14 protein-coding genes are annotated in these 19,097 nt (G+C 76.8%); 11 read left to right on the top strand and 3 right to left on the bottom strand.

Annotation, left to right across the window (positions count from 1 at the left end; genetic code table 11):
- Positions 1-79: 79 nt before the first annotated feature.
- Genes I4I82_RS25850 through I4I82_RS25860 form a run of 3 tightly spaced genes read right to left on the bottom strand, consistent with a single transcriptional unit; the run spans position 80 to position 4,505 of the window.
- On the bottom strand, positions 80-2,338 hold the full coding sequence (locus I4I82_RS25850; RefSeq protein WP_218596084.1) for a transglutaminase TgpA family protein: 2,259 nt from the start codon (positions 2,336-2,338) through the stop codon (positions 80-82).
- Positions 2,335-3,546: a DUF58 domain-containing protein gene (locus tag I4I82_RS25855; RefSeq protein ID WP_218596085.1), complete on the bottom strand. Its 1,212-nt coding sequence runs from the start codon at positions 3,544-3,546 to the stop codon at positions 2,335-2,337. The genes I4I82_RS25850 and I4I82_RS25855 overlap by 4 nt, the downstream gene beginning before the upstream one ends.
- An 11-nt stretch (positions 3,547-3,557) precedes the next feature.
- A complete protein-coding gene (locus I4I82_RS25860; protein ID WP_226378648.1) occupies positions 3,558-4,505 on the bottom strand; it encodes an AAA family ATPase in 948 nt (315 codons plus the stop codon).
- Between the two features lie 478 nt (positions 4,506-4,983).
- Here I4I82_RS25860 and mraZ point away from each other — a divergent pair, with 478 nt between their 5' ends.
- The 11 genes from mraZ to murC all read left to right on the top strand — a co-directional run bounded on the left by mraZ (position 4,984) and on the right by murC (position 18,933).
- Complete coding sequence (gene mraZ, locus I4I82_RS25865; RefSeq protein WP_218594761.1) at positions 4,984-5,415, top strand: division/cell wall cluster transcriptional repressor MraZ; 432 nt, start codon at positions 4,984-4,986, stop codon at positions 5,413-5,415.
- Between the two features lie 232 nt (positions 5,416-5,647).
- Positions 5,648-6,631, top strand: a complete 984-nt coding sequence (gene rsmH / locus I4I82_RS25870; protein WP_218594762.1) for a 16S rRNA (cytosine(1402)-N(4))-methyltransferase RsmH — start codon at positions 5,648-5,650, stop codon at positions 6,629-6,631.
- A 19-nt stretch (positions 6,632-6,650) separates the two neighbouring features.
- The gene (ftsL, locus tag I4I82_RS25875) at positions 6,651-7,523 is read left to right on the top strand and encodes a cell division protein FtsL (RefSeq protein ID WP_218596087.1); all 873 of its coding nucleotides are present in this window, start codon (positions 6,651-6,653) and stop codon (positions 7,521-7,523) included.
- Entirely contained in the window at positions 7,523-9,361 is a 1,839-nt protein-coding gene (locus tag I4I82_RS25880) for a peptidoglycan D,D-transpeptidase FtsI family protein (RefSeq protein ID WP_218594811.1), read from the top strand. Before ftsL ends, I4I82_RS25880 begins: the two co-directional genes overlap by 1 nt.
- 416 nt (positions 9,362-9,777) lie before the next feature.
- Entirely contained in the window at positions 9,778-11,304 is a 1,527-nt protein-coding gene (locus I4I82_RS25885; protein ID WP_218594361.1) for a UDP-N-acetylmuramoyl-L-alanyl-D-glutamate--2,6-diaminopimelate ligase, read from the top strand.
- Positions 11,304-12,719 (top strand): UDP-N-acetylmuramoyl-tripeptide--D-alanyl-D-alanine ligase, encoded by a 1,416-nt coding sequence (locus I4I82_RS25890; protein ID WP_218594360.1) that lies wholly within the window; start codon positions 11,304-11,306, stop codon positions 12,717-12,719. The genes I4I82_RS25885 and I4I82_RS25890 overlap by 1 nt, the downstream gene beginning before the upstream one ends.
- A complete protein-coding gene (gene mraY, locus I4I82_RS25895) occupies positions 12,716-13,786 on the top strand; it encodes a phospho-N-acetylmuramoyl-pentapeptide-transferase (protein WP_218596088.1) in 1,071 nt (356 codons plus the stop codon). The genes I4I82_RS25890 and mraY overlap by 4 nt, the downstream gene beginning before the upstream one ends.
- A complete protein-coding gene (gene murD / locus I4I82_RS25900; RefSeq protein WP_372451500.1) occupies positions 13,759-15,177 on the top strand; it encodes a UDP-N-acetylmuramoyl-L-alanine--D-glutamate ligase in 1,419 nt (472 codons plus the stop codon). Before mraY ends, murD begins: the two co-directional genes overlap by 28 nt.
- Positions 15,174-16,466 carry a putative lipid II flippase FtsW gene (gene ftsW / locus I4I82_RS25905; RefSeq protein WP_218594095.1) on the top strand — a complete coding sequence of 431 codons (1,293 nt, stop codon included), beginning with the start codon at positions 15,174-15,176 and terminating at the stop codon, positions 16,464-16,466. The genes murD and ftsW overlap by 4 nt, the downstream gene beginning before the upstream one ends.
- Positions 16,463-17,536 (top strand): undecaprenyldiphospho-muramoylpentapeptide beta-N-acetylglucosaminyltransferase, encoded by a 1,074-nt coding sequence (murG, locus tag I4I82_RS25910; protein ID WP_218594094.1) that lies wholly within the window; start codon positions 16,463-16,465, stop codon positions 17,534-17,536. Before ftsW ends, murG begins: the two co-directional genes overlap by 4 nt.
- Positions 17,533-18,933: a UDP-N-acetylmuramate--L-alanine ligase gene (gene murC, locus I4I82_RS25915; protein WP_218594093.1), complete on the top strand. Its 1,401-nt coding sequence runs from the start codon at positions 17,533-17,535 to the stop codon at positions 18,931-18,933. Before murG ends, murC begins: the two co-directional genes overlap by 4 nt.
- Positions 18,934-19,097: the final 164 nt, after the last annotated feature.

Here is a 19,097-nt window from a genome sequence, read left to right on the forward strand (position 1 = left end):
CCTCCCGCACATCCGTCGCAGCGCCCGGACCGATCACCGGTCCGGGCGCTGCGATGCCTCCGGGGAGAGGGGGCGAGGCTCAGACCGATGTGGGCACCGGCGCCTCGGGCGCCGACCGCGCCGGCCGGACCAGCACCGACGGCGGCAGCAGGCGCCCGCGCAGCGACACCGGGCTGCCCGCGGCGATCCCGTCGCGCACGACCCGGACCGGGCCGGCGAGCTCGCCCGGCTCGGGGTGCCGGTCGCCGAACCAGCTCGCCTCGACGGCCCCGACGACCGTCCGCACCGCGTCCTGGGCGGCGGCGTCGAGCCGGTGCTCGCGCACCAGCCGGCGGGCCGCCGCGCGGATGGTGTCGGTGGGCGGCACGGGGACCCGCCGGTCGACCGAGGTCGCCACGATCTCGTCCCAGGCCGCCCCCGCGGCCCCGGTGCCGCCTGCGGCCGCGGCCGCGAGCCGCGACCGCCCGCGCAGCGCCCGCAGCGCGGCGGGCACCAGCGCGACGAGCACGAGGCCCAGCACGACGAACAGCGGCCACAGCGGGAGGCCGGGGTCGCCGACGACGGGCGCGGGTGCGGCCGCGTCGAGCGGCTGCTCGCCCGGGGCCGCGGTGGGCGCGGTGGTCGGCGCCGCCTCGGCCGGTGCGGCCGGGGCGGCCCCGGCTCCGGCGCCCCCACCCGCGGCCTCGGCGCGCGCGGCCTCGACGTAGGGAGGGGTGATCGTGCGGCCGTCGGTGAGGGGCGTCGGGTCGAACGTGGTCCAGCCGATGCCGGGGAACCACGCCTCGACCCAGGCATGCGCGTCGGCGGTGCTCACGGCCCGGTAGTCGCTGATCGGCGAGCCCGCGGTGAAGCCGACGGCCACCCGCGCCGGCACGCCGACGCTGCGCAGCATGACCGCCATCGCCGAGGCGAACTGCTCGCAGTAGCCCACGCGGCCGACGGTGAGGAACTCGACGAGCGCGTCGTCGCCCGCGGGCGGGGCCGTGGCCAGGTCGTAGGTGAACTCGGTGCCGGGCCCGGTGAAGTACTCCTGCAGCGCCATCGCGCGGTCGAAGTCGGTGGCCGCACCGGCGGTGACCTGCTGCGCGATCTCGGTGACCCGCGGGTCGACGCCGAGGATGGTGGCGTAGATGGCGGCCGGTCGCTCGCCCTGCGCCGCGCGCAGCAGGTCGGTCGTGGGCGCGGGCAGGAACGCCCTCTCGGTCCACGTCTCCTGCTGCTGGGGGCGGGCGGTGTAGGCGATGCCGCTGGGCTCGTCGTAGACGAACAGGTCGGGTGCGAGGCCGCCGATGCCCAGCGGGGCGCCGTAGACGGGGAGCCAGTAGTCGCGGAAGCCGACGTTGCCGATCGACACGTCGACGACGTCGCCGGGCACGCCGGGCTGCGTGAACGGCCCCTCCGGCGCCACGCCCGGCCCGGGCCGCGTGGCCTGCCAGCCGATCCCGGACTGGTAGTCGCTCAGCGTCAGGGCGCGCAGGTACTGCGGCCGCGCCAGGCCGCGGACCTCGAACAGGGGAGTGGGCTCGCTCTGGTCGAGCTGGCCGCGCAGCGCCGTGAACGGGCTCAGGCCGATCGCACCGCGGCCGGTGCCGTCCTCGCCGCCGTCGAACCGGCCGGCCGTACCGACGAACGCGGTGGCCGTGCCGAGCAGGAGGGCGACGACCGCCGCCCCCGCGACGAGCACCGCGCCGCCGGGGATCTGGCGCCGGTCGCCGTCGGGCGCGAGCAGCAGGACGCCGAACCCGGCCGCGGCGACGGCGAGGGTCCACCACGGCAGCAGGTCGTCGGCCAGGGCCGCCGGTACGGCGAACGCGGCCAGCAGCGGCACCCCGGCCGCGGCCGGCGCCCCCGCCCCGACGACGGCCAGGTGCACCGCCACCGCGAGCAGCCCGAGCGCGGCCGTGACCAGGAACAGGATCTCCGGGGTGGCGGCGACGGGCGCGGTGCCGACGTCGATCTGCGCGCCGGCGCCCGCGAGCAGCGCGCCCATGTCGCCGAGTGCTGTGGGCCCGGGCAGCACGCGCGCCACGCCGTCGTCGCTGAACAGGGCGGTGAGCAGGCCGAGCACGGCCGCCACCTGCACCAGGGCGACGGCGACGGCGGGCACCCGCGGCACCAGCGCCCCGACGACGCCGACGGCTGCGACGAGCGCGACGGCGCAACCCGCGTACCCGAGCCAGGACCAGCCCTGCACGACCGACGAGACCGGGGCGGCGGCGAGCAGCACCGCCACCGCGCACAGCAGGGGGGCGAGCGGCCGCACGACCGGCCCGGGGACGGGCGGCGCGGGCGGGGGAGGCGGCGCGGAGCGCAGCGGGCGGGGGGCGGTGAGGGTCATGTGGTGCTCCCGATGCTCTGCGCGACCAGGTCGTCCCACGCGCGGTCCGGCCCTACACCGGCGCGGGCGACGGCCACCCGCCAGCCGGCGGCGCGCAGGGCGGCGGCGGTGGCGGCGGCGTCGGGGCCGCGGCCCGCGGGGTCCCAGCTCGCGACGTCGAGCAGCAGGGCGTGCCCGCCCGCGGGCTGCCGCGCCACCAGTGCCTCCAGCTGCCCCGACTCCATCCCGCCCAGCACGGCGAGGACGTCGCCGGACAGCTCGGGCCCGGCGAGCTCGGTGCGCGCGGCGGGCCGCAGTGCGGCGAGGGCGTCGAGCAGGGGGTCGACGTCGCCGGACGCGGCGCCCAGCGCGGCACCGTCCTCGGTGACCATCGTGATGACCTCGCCCCGGCCGCCGAGGTGGGTGCAGATGCTCGCGGCGAGGCTGATCGCGACCTCCAGGCTGGAGTCGGGGCCGTGCCCGCGGTGGGCGGCGTCGCGGCGATCGAGCAGCACGGTGGTGCCGGTGCGCCAGGGACGCTCCTCGAGCCGCACCATCAGCTCGTCGTGGCGGGCGGTGCTGCGCCAGTGGACGCGGCGCAGCTCGTCGCCCTGGCGGTACTGGCGGACGAGGACGTCGGAGCGGCCCTGGCCCTGGTGGGCGAGCGCCGCGCCCGGGGTGCCCTCGCCCGAGCCCAGCGCCAGCGGCATCCCGCGCAGCCCGACGACCCGGGGGAGGGACACCAGCCGCGAGGCCGGCGCGAGCTCGCGCTCGAACTCCGCGAGGCCGAGCGGGTCGGTGGCGCTGCCGGTGAGCGGGCCGATGCGGTGCACCCCGCGCTGCGCCGGGACCAGCGGGTAGGACAGCTGTGCGCCGGCGCGGGGGGAGAGGTGGTGCACGGTGAAGCGGGGCGGCGCCTCGGGCTGCGGGCCTGCGGCGTCCGGCACGGCGTCGACCAGGCGCAGGGCCCCGACCAGCGGCCCGCCGCGCAGCGCGATCGACACCTCGACCTCACCGCCCGCGGGCACCCGTTCCGGCGAGGCGTCGCGGGTGCCGCGCACCGAGCGGCGCGTGCGCGCCGAGACGAGCAGCGCGAGCAGGGGGAGCAGCGCGACGAACGCGCCGACGCGGAGCAGGTCGCGCTCGTCGAGCACGAACGCCGAGACGGCGGTGGCGGCGCCGGCGGCGAGCAGGCAGCGACCGCGGGTCGTCAGCCCGGAGGAGCGCATCGGCGGATCCGTCAGCCGCCGGACCGCGACGGCACCGGGTGGCGGCCGAGCAGCCCGCGGACGAGGTCGACGGCCGAGCGCCGCGACGCCTGGGCGTCCGGGGTGAGCAGCAGGCGGTGCGCCAGCACCGGCACCGCGACGGCCTGCACGTCGTCGGGCACGACGAACCCGCGCCCGGCCAGCGCGGCCTGGGCCTTGGCCGCGCGCACCAGCTGCAGGGTGGCGCGCGGGGAGGCGCCGAGGCGGACCTCGGGCAGGCGCCGGGTGATCCCGACCAGGTCGACGCAGTACTGCCGCACCTCCGGCCCGAGGCGCACGTGCCGCACGGCCTCGATCACGGCGTGCAGACGGCGGGCGTCGGTGACCGGGCCCAGGGAGTCGAGGGGGTCGACCGTGGCGTGCTCGTCGACCATCGCGAGCTCGGCCGACGGGTCGGGGTAGCCGACGGAGACGCGCGCGGTGAAGCGGTCGCGCTGGGCCTCGGGCAGCGGGTAGGTGCCGTCCATCTCGATCGGGTTCTGCGTGGCGAGCACCATGAACGGGCTGGCCAGGGCATAGGTGGCACCGTCGACGGTGACCTGGTTCTCGGCCATGCACTCCAGCAGCGCCGACTGCGTCTTGGGCGACGCGCGGTTGATCTCGTCGGCGATGACGATGTTGGCGAACACGGGGCCGGGCCGGAACTCGAACTCGGTGGTCTGCCGGTTGTAGATCGACATGCCGGTGATGTCGCCGGGCAGCAGGTCGGGGGTGAACTGCACGCGGCTCACCGAGCAGTCGATCGAGCGGGCCAGCGCCTTGGCGAGCGAGGTCTTGCCGACGCCCGGCACGTCCTCGACGAGCAGGTGCCCCTCGGCGAGCAGCGTCACGAGCGCGACGCGCACGACGTCGGGCTTGCCCACGATGACCCGTTGGATGTTGGCCGCCACCCGCGCACTCAGTTCGGCCACCTCGGCCAGGCCGAGCGCGGGGCCCGCGTCCCTCCCGGACCGGCGGCTCGTCGTCGTCCCCCGACCTCCTCCTCGCCGTCGGCTCCGCCCCGGCGGGGGTGGGTCCTGGCCCCAGTCTGTCAAACCGCCCGCGAACTCGGACCCGGACGGGTGACGTCGAGCCTCCCCACTCCGCCCCACCGGTGGACCCACCCGGTCCCCGGACCGCTCCGCTGCGCCCTACCGGCCTGTTCTCCCGGTGCGGAACCGGCGATTTGGTGACGCATCGTGATCGAACAACGCTCTGTGGGCTACGGGCGCCGTCGCGCGGCCGTGTGGTCCCCCACGAGGCCCCACCTCGTCCTACCGCCTCTGACCAGCGGATTTGGCGTCCGAGCAGCGCGACGACACGGTCATCCGGAGTTGACGGTGGAGGGAAGTGGGGTAGTGTGGAGATCGCTGGGGCGCGCTGGGTGGCCCTGGCCCGGCCGCGGTGGAGGTGGCGCCGATGTTCCTCGGCACCTACACCCCGAAGCTGGACGACAAGGGGCGGCTCACGCTGCCCGCGAAGTTCCGGGACGAGCTGCGAGGCGGTCTGATGATCACGAAAGGGCAGGACCACTGCCTCTACGTGTTCACCAGGGAAGCCTTCGCCGAGATGGCCACCAAGGTCTCCTCGGCGCCGCTCACCAGCGAGTCGGCCCGGGCGTTCCAACGCAACCTCTTCTCCGGCACCGACGACCAGAACCCCGACTCGCAGGGCCGCATCGCCATCAACGCGGAGCTGCGGCGCTACGCGGGGCTCAGCAAGGACTGCGTGGTGATCGGCGCGTTCACGCGTGCCGAGATCTGGGACGCGCAGGCCTGGCAGCAGTACCAGGAACAGCACGAGGACGAGTACGCGAAAGCGCAGGAGGAGGTCCTTCCCGGGCTCATCTGAGCCCGGTCGGGAACACGTTCGGTGTCCCCACCCGGGCGCCGCGTTCCTTCCCCGACGCATCCGGCCCTGGCGCACCTTCCCCGGTGCCAGGTCCGGCGGCGACGTGGAGGTGGGCGCGGCGTCCGGGTGGGGACACCGCCGACCCTACCCAGGCTGGGGAGCACGGGTGGGGTTCGCGGACACCGGCGGCGGGGCACGACCGATCGGCGGCGGCAGGCGTGGGAGGTGAACGGTGCAGGATCACGAGGACGGGCCGGCTGGGGCCAGGCACGTCCCGGTGCTCCTGGACCGCGTCGCCGAGCTGCTCGCCCCTGCGCTGAGCCGGCCCGGCCCACCTCCGGTGCTGGTCGACGCCACGCTGGGCCTCGGCGGCCATGCGGCGGCGTTGCTGGCGGCGCACCCGCGCCTCGTCCTCGTCGGGCTCGACCGCGACCCCGACGCCCTGGCGATGGCCGGGCGCCGGCTGGTCGCGTTCGCCGACCGCACGCACCTCGTGCACGCGGTCTACGACCGGATCGCCGACGTGCTCGCCGACCTCGGGCTGGGCCCCGTCGACGGCGTGCTGTTCGACCTCGGCGTCTCCTCCCTGCAGCTCGACGCGGACGAGCGCGGGTTCTCCTACTCCCGTGACGCCGACCTCGACATGCGGATGGACCCCAGCACCGGTCCGACCGCCGCCGACGTCCTCAACACCTACCCGGTGCCGCAGCTCGCCCGCGTGCTGCGCGAGTACGGCGAGGAGCGGTTCGCGCTGCGCATCGCCCAGGCCGTGGGCAGGCGGCGGGCCACCGCCCCGCTCACGCGCAGCGCCGAGCTGGTCGAGCTGCTGTACTCGGCGGTGCCCGCCGCGTCGCGGCGCACCGGGGGACACCCGGCGAAACGCACGTTCCAGGCGCTGCGGATCGAGGTGAACGCCGAGCTGGAGGCCCTGCGCGGCGCGCTGCCCGCCGCGCTCGACTCGCTCGCCGTCGGCGGGCGCCTCGTCGTCCTGTCCTACCACTCGCTGGAGGACCGGATGGTCAAGCGGGAGCTGGCGGCGCGATCGGGATCGCGCACGCCGGTGGACCTCCCCGTCGAACTGCCCGGGCACGGGCCCGAGCTGCGGCTGCTCGTGCGCGGTTCGGAACAGGCGGGCGAGGACGAGATCGCCGACAACCCGCGGGCCGCGTCGGTGCGCCTGCGGGCGGTGGAACGGATCGGGGGAACAGCAGCATGAGCACGAGGGTGGGGACAGCATGAGTGCACCGGTGACGGAGCGATCGCGGGTGCGCACCGCGCCGAGGCCGGCGCGCGCACCCCAACCCGCCTTCATCCCCGCGCAGCGGGGTGCCCCCGCGGCGCAGCGGGCCTACGCGAAGCGCGACGAGCGGCTGCGCCGACTCGTCGGCGGTGGCCGTCCCGCGCGCAGCGGGCCGTCGACGCGCCGGGCGCAGTTCGTGCTGTTCGTGATGGTGCTGCTGGGCGTCGGTCTGGTCATGACGCTCTGGCTCTCCACGGCCGCGGCCGCCGACTCCTACCGGCTGCAGGCCGCGCGCGACGAGGCCGGATCGCTCTCGGAGCAGGTGGAGCGCCTGCGGCGCGAGGTCGCGGTGGCGGCGTCGGCCCCCGAGGTCGCCCGCCGCGCCACGGAGATGGGCATGGTGCCGGTGCAGGACCCGGCCCGGCTCGTGGTGGGGGAGGACGGGAGCGTCACGGTCGTCGGCGAGCCCTCGGCCGCCCGCGCGCCCGCCCCGCCCGCGCCGCCGGCCCCGGCCGTCGTCGCGCCGGCTCCGGTGGACCCGAACGCGCCGGTGGACCCGAACGCGCCGGTGGACCCGAACGCGCCGGTCGATCCCGCCGCCGCCGTCGACCCGAACGCCGCCGTCGACCCGAACGCCGCCGTCGACCCGAACGCGACCGCTGACCCGGCCGCCGCCGACCCGAACGCGGCCGACCCGAACGCGGCCGACCCGAACGCGGGTGCCGTCGTCGACCCCGAACTCGCCGCCGGGGTCGCTCCGGCCGCGGCCGAGCCCGCGGTGCCGCCGGCCGCCGGTCCCGCGGCCGCCGCCGAGCCGGCGGCCGACCCCGCCGCCACTCCCGTCGACCCCGCCGCGGCCACGGGCTGATGCCCACCGCCCCGCCCCGGACCCGGCCGGGCGGAGCGGCCCGCACGTCGCCCGTCGGCCGCAAGGCACCGCCGCGCCGTCCGTCGCCCCGCACCCGCGACCACAACGCCCGGTTCAAGATCGGCCGCATCGTGCTGGTCGTCGCGCTCGGCCTCGCCACGCTCAAGCTCGTCACCGTGCAGACGGTGCAGGCCTCCGAGCTCAAGGCGGCGGCCGAGCGGCAGCGCACCGTCGAGCTCGAGGTGCCGGCCGCGCGCGGTTCGATCCTCGACCGCGCCGGCACGCCGCTGGCGTTCAGCGTCGAGGCCCGGGCCCTGGTCGCGAACCCGCGCATCATCGCCCGCACCCTGGGCGACGCCACCGCCGCGACGATCCAGGAGATGGCCACGGCCGTCGCCGCGTCGACGGGGCAGGACCGCCAGGAGCTCGTCGACAAGCTCGGCACCGACCGCGGCTACGTCGTACTCGCCGAGTACGTCGACCCCGACGTGGCCCGCGACCTGCGCGAGCGGTTCCCGCTGATCGCCGAGGAGTACCGCGAGAAGCGCGAGTACCCGGGCGGTTCGCTGGCGTCGAGCATCGTCGGGTTCTCCCGCTGGGACGCGGGCGAGGAGCGGATCACCGGTCGTGAGGGGCTGGAGAACTCGCAGGACAACCTGCTGGCCGGCTCGCCCGGGCTGCGGGTCGTCGGACAGGCGGAGGAGAGCGCCGCGGAGATCCCGGGCAGCACGCAGTTCGAGCGCCCGGTCGTCCCGGGGTCGGACCTGCAGCTCACGATCGACTCCGACCTGCAGTTCACCGTGCAGCGCGCGCTGGCCGACGAGGTGGAGCGCACCGGCGCGGGGGAGTCGTCCTCCGCCGTCGTCCTCGACGTCGCCAGCGGTCAGGTGCTCGCGCTGGCCAACGGCGGCGACGCCGACCGCTCCACCGGCAGCGGGGGCGGCAACCCGGCCGTGACCAGTCCGTTCGAGCCCGGGTCGGTCAACAAGGTCGTGACGATGGCCGCAGCGCTGGAGTACGGCCTCGCCACCCCCGACGAGGTGCTCGCCGTCCCGGGCAGCATCCAGGTGGCCGACCGCACGATCAGCGACGCCTGGGTGCACGGCGTCGAGAACTACACGCTCACCGGGGTGCTCGCGAAGTCGTCGAACGTCGGCACGATCATGACCGCGCAGCGGGTCGGCGAGGACCGCTTCGCCGCGATGCTGGCGGCGTTCGGCATCGGCTCGCGCACCGAGGTCGGGCTGCCCGGCGAGAGCGCCGGGTCGGTGCCGGCGCGCGAGGCGTGGTCGGGCTCGACGTTCGGCAACCTGCCCATCGGTCAGGGCCTGTCGATGACGGTGCTGCAGATGGCCGGCATGTACCAGGCGATCGCCAACGACGGCGTGCGGATCCCGCCGCGGATCGTCTCCGGCACCGTCGGGCCCGACGGCCTGCGCACCCCGACGCCCGCGGCGGAGGAGGTGCGGGTGGTCTCCCCGGAGACCGCGGCGCAGGTGCGGACCATGCTCACGGCCGTCACGCAGGACGCCCGCGGGCAGCGCGGCACCGGCCCGCAGGCCGCCGTGCCGGGCTACCAGGTGGCGGGCAAGACCGGCACCGCGCAGCAGGTCGACCCGGACTGCGCCTGCTACTCGCGCTCGTCGTACTGGATCACCTTCGCCGGCATGATCCCGGCGCAGGACCCCCGGTACGTCATCGCGATCATGCTCGACGCCCCGGCCGGCGGCTCCAGCGCCGCCCCGCTGTTCCACGACATCGCCAGCTACCTCGCCCAGCGCGAGGGACTGCCGGTGAGCGCGGACCCGGCTCCCGTCCAGACCCTCGTGGCCCCCTGACCCTGTTCCCGCGCGCGTTTCCGGCTCCCGCGCCGCCACGTGCGCACTTCGCCGAACGGTGCGCAGCCCCCACACCCTCGCCCGCGCGGGAGGCGGGGACTGTTCGGGTGGCGGGGAGGTGTGCGGCAACCCCCAGTGGGACGAAACGGCCATCGGCGGTCGGCGGGGCGGGGGCGGTGACCGGGCCGGACGTGCGGCACGCCCCGTCCCCGTCCCCGACCCCGCCCGACCGGCCCTCGCCGGTCGACCGGGCGGGGGTCGTGGTCGATCACCGGTCGGCCGGCGGACCCGGTGGCCGGGACGGCCGGCACGCCCGCGACCACCGGTGGGGCTGCTGCGGTGGGCGGCCCCGGCCCGCGCCGACGCGCCCCGGTGCGCGGGCGGGCGCGATCACGCCCGCCGGTAGCCTCCCCGACGTGTCGTACCCGAGCGCGTCCCCCGAGGCGCCGACCCGACCACGGGCTCTGCCGCCGGTGGACCTGCGCGCGGTCGCGGCGCGGATCGGGGTGGCGCCGCCCGCCCCCGGCGTCGCCGTCACCGGCGCGACGCTGCGGGCCTCCGACGTCCGCCCGGGCGACCTGTTCGCCGCCCTGCCCGGCTCCCGCGCCCACGGCGCCGACTTCGCCGGGGCGGCGCTGACCGCCGGTGCCGTCGCCGTCCTCACCGACCCCGAGGGTGCGGCGCGGCCCGCGCTGGCCGGCGTGCCGGTGCTCGTCCACCCCCGCCCCCGCGACGTCCTGGGCTCCGCGTCCTCGCTGGTCTACGGCGACCCGACGGCGGTGCTGTCGGTCCTGGGCGTCACCGGCACCAGCGGCAAGACCACGGTGACGCACCTCGTCGAGACCGGGCTGGCCGCCGCCGGCCGCCCGACGGGCCTGATCGGCACGATCGGCACCCGGATCGGCGCGCAGCGCCTGCCCAGCGGGTTCACCACGCCCGAGGCGCCCGACCTGCAGGCGCTGTTCGCGCAGATGGTGCAGGCCGGCGTCACCGACGTGGCGATGGAGGTGTCGAGCCACGCCCTCGCGCTCGGGCGGGTCGGCGGCACGCGGTTCACCGTCGGCGCCTTCACCAACCTCTCGCAGGACCACCTCGACTTCCACCGCGACATGGAGGAGTACTTCGAGGCCAAGGCCACGCTGTTCGACAACTGGGCGCAGCACGCGGTCGTGTGCGTCGACGACGGCTGGGGGCGCCGGCTCGCGGCCCGCACGCCGGGCGTGGTCACGGTCAGCAGCGCCGGGGCACCCGCCGACTGGCGCGCGGTCGACGCCGTGACCGGCCAGGACGGCTCGCAGACCTTCACCGTCCTCACCCCGCACGGCCGGCCCGTGCCCGCGCGGCTGCTGCTGCCCGGGGCGTTCAACGTGGCGAACGCGCTGGTCGCGCTGGCCTGCCTGGACGCGGCCGGGGTGCCGGTCGAGGTCGCGGCGGCCGGGCTGGCCGAGGTGGCGGTGCCGGGCCGGATGCAGCGGGTCGACGCCGGGCAGCCGTTCCTCGCCGTCGTCGACTACGCCCACAAGCCCGCCGCCGTCGCCGCCCTGCTCGACGCCCTGCGCGACGAGGTGCAGGGCCGGCTCATCACGGTCCTGGGCTGCGGGGGCGACCGCGACCGCGGCAAGCGCCCGCTGATGGGGTCGGCCGCCGCGGCCCGCTCCGCACTGCTCGTCGTCACCGACGACAACCCGCGCACCGAGGACCCGGCCGAGATCCGCGCCGCGATGCTGGCCGGGGCGCTCGCCGAGTCCGGCCGCGGGGAGGTCGTCGAGATCGGCGACCGGCGCGCCGCCATCGCCGCCGCGGTGGCCGCCGCGCGGCCCGGTGACGCCGTGGTCGTCGCGGGCAAGGGGCACGAGGTCGGCCAGGAGATCCACGGCGTCAAGCACCCCTTCGACGACGCCGCCGAGCTCGCCTCCGCGCTGTCCGCGGCCGGGGTGCGCTGATGCTGCCGATCACGCTGACCGAGGTCGCGGCCGTCACCGGCGGGCGCCTGCACCGGGCAGGAGGCGACGAGGTCGTCACCGCGGTGGAGTTCGACACCCGCACGCTGGCCGCGGGCGGGCTGTTCGTGGCCCTGCCGGGCGAGCGCGTCGACGGGCACGACTACGCGGGCGCGGCGCTGGCCGCGGGCGCGGTGGGCGTGCTCGCCGGGCGCGAGGTCGACGCCCCCGCGGTGATCGCCCCGCCGGTGCCCGACCGCGCGACCGACGGCTACCTGGCCGCCACCGACCCCGACGGCCACGGCGCCGCCGTCCTCGCCGCGCTGGCCCGCCTCGCCGGTGCCTCCGTGGCGGCGCTGCCGGGCTGCACGGTCGTCGGCGTCACCGGCAGCTCGGGCAAGACCTCGACCAAGGACCTCCTCGCCGCCGTGCTGGCGCCGCTGGGGGAGACCGTCGCGCCGCCCGGGTCGTTCAACAACGAGCTCGGCCTGCCCTGGACCGCCCTGCGTGCGGGCGCGGGCACCCGGCACCTGGTGCTGGAGTTCTCCGCCCGCGGCGCCGGGCACATCGCCGCGCTGGCCGCGGCCGTGCCGCCGCGGATCGGCGTCGTGCTCAACGTGGGCAGCGCGCACCTGGGCGAGTTCGGCTCGCCCGCGGCGATCGCGCAGGCCAAGGGCGAGCTGGTCGAGGCCCTGCCCGCCGACGGGGTGGCCGTGCTCAACGCCGACGACCCCGCCGTCGCCGCGATGGGCATCCGCACCGCCGCGCGCGTCGTGCTCACCGGGCGCCACCCCAACGCGCACGTGCGGGCCGAGGACGTCCACGTCGACGCCGGGCGGGCGCGGTTCACCCTCGTCGCCCCGGGCGGCTCGGCGCCGGTCGCGCTGCGCCTGGTCGGCGAGCACCACGTCGCCAACGCGCTGTCGGCCGCGGCCGTCGCGCTGGAGCTGGGCGGCACCCCCGAGGGCGTCGCGCACGCGCTGACCCTGGCCGAGCCGGCGTCGCGCTGGCGGATGGAGCTCACCGAGCGCCCCGACGGCGTCACCGTCGTCAACGACGCCTACAACGCCAACCCGGAGTCGATGCGCGCCGCGCTCTCGGCGCTGGCCTCGATCGGCGCGGGCCGCCGGACGTGGGCGGTGCTCGGGCGGATCGGCGAGCTCGGCGAGGGGTCCGACGAGGCGCACGCGCAGGTCGCGGCCGTGGCGCGCGAGCTGGGCGTCGACGAGATCGTGGCCGTGGGCGCGCCGGAGTACGGGGCCGCCCGCGAGGTGCCCGACGTCGACACCGCTCTGGCCCTGCTGCACGCCGAGCTCCGCCCGGGCGACGCCGTGCTCGTCAAGGCGTCCCGGGCGGCGGGCCTGGAACGCCTCGCGGCCGCGCTGGTCGACCCGTCGCGGCTGGAGGGAGCACGGTGAGAGGCGTCTTCATCGCCGCGGGTGTGGCGCTCGCGGTGTCCATCCTGCTCACGCCCTACCTGATCCGCTTCTTCGCGCGGCAGGGGTTCGGGCAGGAGATCCGGGCCGAGGGGCCCTCGAGTCACCAGGCCAAGCGCGGCACGCCGACGATGGGCGGCGTCGCGATCCTCATCGCGATCTGGCTGGGCTACCTGCTCTCGCACCTGTTCACCAGCGAGCCGATCACGCTCTCGGCGCTGCTCGTGCTGTTCCTGACCACCGCGCTGGGCGCCGTCGGCTTCCTCGACGACTTCCTCAAGCTGCGCCGCAAGCGCAACCTCGGGCTGAACAAGACCTCCAAGCTCGTCGGCCAGTTCGTCACGGCCGTCGTGTTCGGGGTGCTGGCCGTCCGCTTCGCCAACAGCGACGGCCTGACGCCGGCGTCGACGAGCCTGTCGTTCGTGCGCGACATCACCGTGCTCAGCTTCGGCGCGATCGGCTTCGTGCTGTTCGGCTACCTCGTGATCGCGGCGTGGTCGAACGCGGTGAACCTCACCGACGGCCTCGACGGCCTCGCCGCCGGCACCTCGGCGATGGTGCTCGCCACCTACGTGATCATCGCGTTCTGGCAGTTCCGCAACGCGTGCGCGATCGACGCGGCCGCCGGCTGCTACCAGGTGCGCGACCCCCTCGACGTCGGCCTCGTCGCCGCCGCCGCGATGGGCGCCTGCATCGGGTTCCTCTGGTGGAACGCCGCCCCCGCCCGCATCTTCATGGGCGACACGGGTTCGCTGGCGCTGGGCGGGCTGATCGCCGGGCTGTCGATGGTGACGCGCACGGAGCTGCTGCTCGTCGTCATCGGCGGCGTGTTCGTGGTCGAGGCGCTGTCGGTGGCCCTGCAGATCGTCGTGTTCCGCACGACGCGGCGGCGGCTGTTCCGGATGGCCCCGTTCCACCACCACTTCGAGCTCGCGGGCTGGGCCGAGACCACGGTCATCATCCGGTTCTGGCTGCTCGCGGCGATGTGCGCGGCGCTGGGGCTGGGGCTGTTCTACAGCGAGTGGCTGACGGCGAGCGCGGGGGCCTGATGCGGGCCGGGCGGGTGGACCTGGGAGACCTGCGCGGCGCGCCCGTCGTCGTCGCGGGGGCCGGGATCTCCGGGCTGGCCGCCGCCCGCGCGCTGCTGGAGCTGGGCGCGCGCGTCACCGTCACCGACGCCGTGCCCGAGCGGCTCACCGACCTGCCCGACGGCGCCGTCGCGGGGGCGGAGGACGCGCTGCCCGAGGGCACCGCGCTCGTCGTCACCGGTCCCGGGCGGCGTCCCGACCACCCGGTCACGGGCCTGGGCGTGCCCGTCGTGGGGGAGACCGAGCTGGCCTGGTGGCTCGGCGCGGCCCGCCCCGAGCCGCCCGCCTGGCTGGTGGTCACCGGCACCAACGGCAAGACGACGACCACCGGGATGCTGGAGGCGGTGCTGCGCGCGGCCGGGCTCGACGCCGTGGCCTGCGGGAACATCGGCTACCCGGCCGTCGACGCCGTCCGCGCGGGGCACCGGGTGCTCGCCGTGGAGCTGTCGAGCTTCCAGTTGCACTGGTCGCCCTCGATCGTCCCGGCGGCCGGCTGCGTGCTCAACGTCGCCGAGGACCACCTCGACTGGCACGGCTCGATGGACGCCTACGCCGCCGCGAAGGCGCGGGCGCTGCTCGGCGCCGTCGCGGTCGCCGGGGTCGACGACGCCCGCGCCGCCGGCCTGCTGGCCGCCGCGCCCGCGCCGGTGCGGGTCGGCGTGACGCTGTCCGAGCCGGCGCCCGGACAGCTCGGCGTCGTCGACGGGACGCTGGTGGACCGGTCCTTCGGCGACGGCGTGGCCCTGCTCCCGGCCTCGGACGTCGAGCCCGGCGGCCCGCCCGGTGTCACCGACGCCCTGGCCGCCGCCGCGCTGGCCCGCGCCCACGGCGTCGGCCCCGAGGCGGTGCGGGCCGGGCTCGCCGGGTTCCGCCCCGGGCGCCACCGCGCCGAGCGCGTCGGGGTCGTCGACGGCGTCACCTACGTCGACGACTCCAAGGCCACCAACCCGCACGCCGCCGCGGCCTCGCTGGCCGCCGTCACCGCCGGGCGGGTCGTCTGGATCGCCGGTGGGCTGCTGAAGGGGGCGTCGGTCGACGACCTCGTCGCCCGCCACGCGAGCCGCCTGCGCGGCGCCGTGGTGATCGGGGCCGACCGCTCGGAGATCGTCGCGGCGCTCGCGCGACACGCGCCCGAGGTCCCCGTGAGCGAGGTCGTCGCGGGCGACGATGGGCCCATGCCGTCCGCCGTGCGCCGCGCCGCCGCTCTCGCCGAGCCCGGGGACGTCGTCCTGCTGGCGCCCGCGGCCGCGTCGATGGACCAGTTCCGCGACTACGCCGCCCGCGGTCAGGCGTTCGCCGACGCCGTCGCGGCGCTGGCCGACCCGGCCCGGTCCGGCGGGGTCCGCGCGTGAGCACGCGCACCCCCCGCACGCCGGCCGCGCGGCCGGGAGCGGTGCGCCAGGCCGTCGGCCGCGCCGGCACCGCGCTGGGCCAGTGGCTCGCCCGCCCGCTCACCTCGCTGCACCTCGTGCTCGGCGTCTTCGGCCTGCTCACGCTGTTCGGGCTGGTCATGGTGCTGTCGGCGTCGTCGGTGGAGTCGCTCGTCAGCGACGGCTCGTCCTACGACGTGTTCTACCGCCAGCTGCTGTTCTGCGTCCCCGGCGTCGCGCTGTTCTGGCTGGGCCTGCGGATCTCCCCGCGCCGGCTGCGCGCGCTGGCGCCCGCGTCGCTCGTGATCGGCGTCGTCGCGCTCGTCGCGGTGCTGGTGTTCGGCACCGAGCGCAGCGGCTCGAAGGCGTGGATCGCGATCGGCAGCTCGTTCACGATCCAGCCGTCCGAGGCCGTCAAGGTCGCGCTGACGCTGTGGGGCGCACACGTGCTCGTCGCCCGGCGCGCCGTCATGCACCGCTGGAAGTACGCGCTCTCGCCGGTCGTGCCGGTGGCGCTGCTGCTGTGCCTGCTGCTCGTCCTGCAGCCCGACCTGGGCATGACGATCACGCTCGGCGTCGTGCTCGTCGCCCTGCTGTTCTTCGCCGGTGCCCCGCTGCGCCTGATGGGGGTGCTGCTCGCCGGGGCCGCGGGCGGTGCGCTCGTGCTCGGCATCGCCGCGCCCTACCGGCTCGCCCGGATCACCTCGTTCCTCGACAGCAGCGACACCCAGGCCGCGGGCTTCCAGGCCCGCCAGGCGCTGTACTCGCTGGCCGACGGCGGGCTGTTCGGTGTCGGGCTGGGCCAGGGCCGCGCCAAGTGGAGCTACCTGCCCAACGCCCACAACGACTTCATCTTCGCGATCATCGGCGAGGAGCTGGGCTTCGTCGGGGCGTTCTCGGTGCTCGCGCTGTTCGCCACACTGGCCTACACCGGGTTCCGGATCGCCTCGCGCACCACCGACCCGTGGCTGCGCATCGTCGTCGCCACGTCGACGACCTGGCTGGTCGCGCAGGCCGCCATCAACATCGGTTACGTCGTGGGGCTGCTGCCGGTGACCGGGCTGCAGCTCCCGCTGATCTCGTCCGGAGGCACCTCGCTCGTGGTCACCATGTTCGTGTTCGGCGTCCTCGCCAACGCCGCCCGCCACGAGCCGGAGGCGGTCGCCGTCCTCCGCCGCCCGGGCCAGGGCCGCGTCGCCCGGATGCTGCTGCTGTCCCCGCCGGAGCCCTACCGGGCACCGGTCACCCGCGCGTCGGCCAGGGTCCGATGAGTCCGCTGTCGGTCGTCGTGGCGGGTGGGGGGAGCGCCGGGCACATCGAGCCCGCACTGGCCCTGGCCGACGCCGTGCGCCGGCTCGCCCCCGACGCCCGGGTCACCGCGCTGGGCACGGAGCGCGGCCTGGACACCACGCTCGTCCCGGCCCGCGGCTACCCGCTGGAGCTGATCCCGCCGGTACCGCTGCCGCGCAGGCCGAGTGCCGACCTGTTCCGGCTGCCCGGCCGCGTCCGGGCTGCGGTGAAGCGGGTGCGGCAGGTGCTGGCCGAGGTCGACGCCGACGTCGTGGTCGGCTTCGGCGGCTACGTCGCCCTGCCCGCCTACCTCGGCGCCCGCGGCCGCGTGCCGATCGTCGTGCACGAGGCCAACGCCCGCGCCGGGCTGGCCAACAAGGTCGGCGCCCGGTTCGCGGCGCGGGTCGTCGCGGCCGTCCCGGGGTCGGGGCTGCCCGGTGCGCAGGTGCTCGGGATCCCGCTGCGCCGCGCCGTCACCCAGCTCGACCGCGCGGGCCTGCGGGCCGAGGCCCGGCGGAAGTACGGGCTGCCCGCCGACGGCCCCGTGCTGCTCGTCTTCGGCGGCTCGCAGGGCGCGCGGACGCTCAACACCGCCGTCGCCGCGGCCCTGCCCGGCCTGCTCGACGCCCGGGTGTCGGTCCTGCACGCCCACGGCCGCGGCGGCACCGCGGCCCCGGCGGCCCCGGGGTACGTCCCGCTGCCCTACATCGACGACATGCACCTCGCCTACGCCGCCGCCGACGCCGTCCTCGGGCGCGCCGGGGCGATGACGGTGGCCGAGGTGTCGGCCGTCGGCCTCCCGGCGGTCTACGTACCGCTCCCGCACGGCAACGGGGAGCAGGCGCTCAACGCGGGCCCGGTCGTCGCGGCCGGGGGAGGCGTCCTCGTCGCCGACGACGAGCTCACCGGCGACCGCGTCCTGACCGAGCTGCTCCCGCTGCTCACCGACCCCGCCCGGCTGGCCGCGATGGGGGCGGCGGCGCGCGCCTCGGGCCACGCCGACGCCGACGAGCGGCTCGCCCGGGTCGTCCTGGAGGTGGCGCGAGCATGACTCCCACCGAGCCCGTGGTCCTGCGCGAGCGGGTCCACCTCATCGGCATCGGCGGCGCCGGGATGAGCGGCATCGCCCGTATCCTGCTGGCACGCGGCGCCGTGGTCTCCGGGTCCGACGCCAAGGACTCGCGCATCGTGCTGGCCCTGCGGGCGCTGGGCGCGCGCGTCGAGGTCGGGCACGACCCGGCGCACCTCCCGCAGGCCCCGGCCACCGTCGTGGTGTCCTCGGCCATCTGGGAGACCAACCCCGAGCTCGCCGCGGCCCGCGAGCGCGGCCTGGAGGTCGCGCACCGCGCCCAGGCCCTCGCCGCGCTGACCACCGGGCGCCTGCTCGCGTGCGTCACCGGCACGGCCGGCAAGACCTCCACCACCTCGATGCTCACGGTCGCGCTGCAGCACGCCGGGCTCGACCCGTCGTTCGCGATCGGCGGCGACCTGGCGTCGTCGGGGTCGGGTGCGCACGAGGGCACCGGCGACGTGTTCGTGGCCGAGGCCGACGAGAGCGACGCCTCGTTCCTGGCGTTCGGCCCGACCGTCGCGGTCGTCACCAACGTCGAGGCCGACCACCTCGACCACTACGGCACCCCGCAGGCCTACGTCGACGCGTTCGGCGAGTTCCTGGCTCGCATCACCCCCGGCGGCACTCTCGTGGCCTGCGCCGACGACCCCGGAGCGGCCGACCTGGCCCGGCTCGCGGAGTCGCGCGGGATCCGGGTCCGCCGCTACGGCCACGGCGCCGTCGACGCCGAGCTGGTCGAGTTCCGGCCCGACGGCGCGGGCGCCCGGATCGTGCTGCGCCTGGCCGGCACCGAGCACCGGCTGCGCCTGGGCGTGCCCGGCGAGCACATGGCGCTCAACGCGCTGGGCGCGCTGCTCGCGGGCGTCGAGCTGGGGGCACCGGCGGACGTCCTGCTCGAGGGCCTCGCCGCCTTCGACGGCGTGCGCCGCCGCTTCGAGTTCAAGGGCCGCGCCGACGGCGTCGCCGTGTACGACGACTACGCCCACCACCCGAGCAAGGTCGCGGCTCAGCTGCGGGCGGCCCGGGACGTCGTGGCCGGCACCGGGCGGGTCGTCGTCGCCTTCCAGCCGCACCTGTACTCCCGCACCCGCGAGTTCGCCGCCGAGTTCGGCCGCGCGCTGGCCCTGGCCGACGAGGTCGTCGTGCTCGACGTGTTCGGCGCCCGCGAGGACCCCGAGCCCGGCGTCACCGGGGCGCTCGTCGCCGACGCCGTACCGCTGCCGGCCGGGCACGTGCACTTCGTGCCGGGCTGGTCGGACGTGCCGGGCGTCGTCGCGGGGATCGCCCGCCCCGGCGACCTGGTGATCACGATGGGCGCGGGCGACGTCACCGTCCTCGGGCCGGAGGTCCTGCTCGAGCTCGAGCGCCGTCCGTGAGCCCGGGCCGCACCCCGTCCGAGGGCCCGGCGCGGCGGCGGGAGACCGTCGGCGAGGCCGTGGCGCGGCGCGGCGCGGCGGGCGGGGGAGAGAGACCGACCGGCCGGACGCGGGCCCCGTCGTCCGGTTCCGGGGCGGACGCCGAGCCGGGGAGGCGGGAGCAG

The sequence above is a fragment of the Pseudonocardia oceani genome, assembly GCF_019263585.2.
Lineage (GTDB): Bacteria > Actinomycetota > Actinomycetes > Mycobacteriales > Pseudonocardiaceae > Pseudonocardia > Pseudonocardia oceani.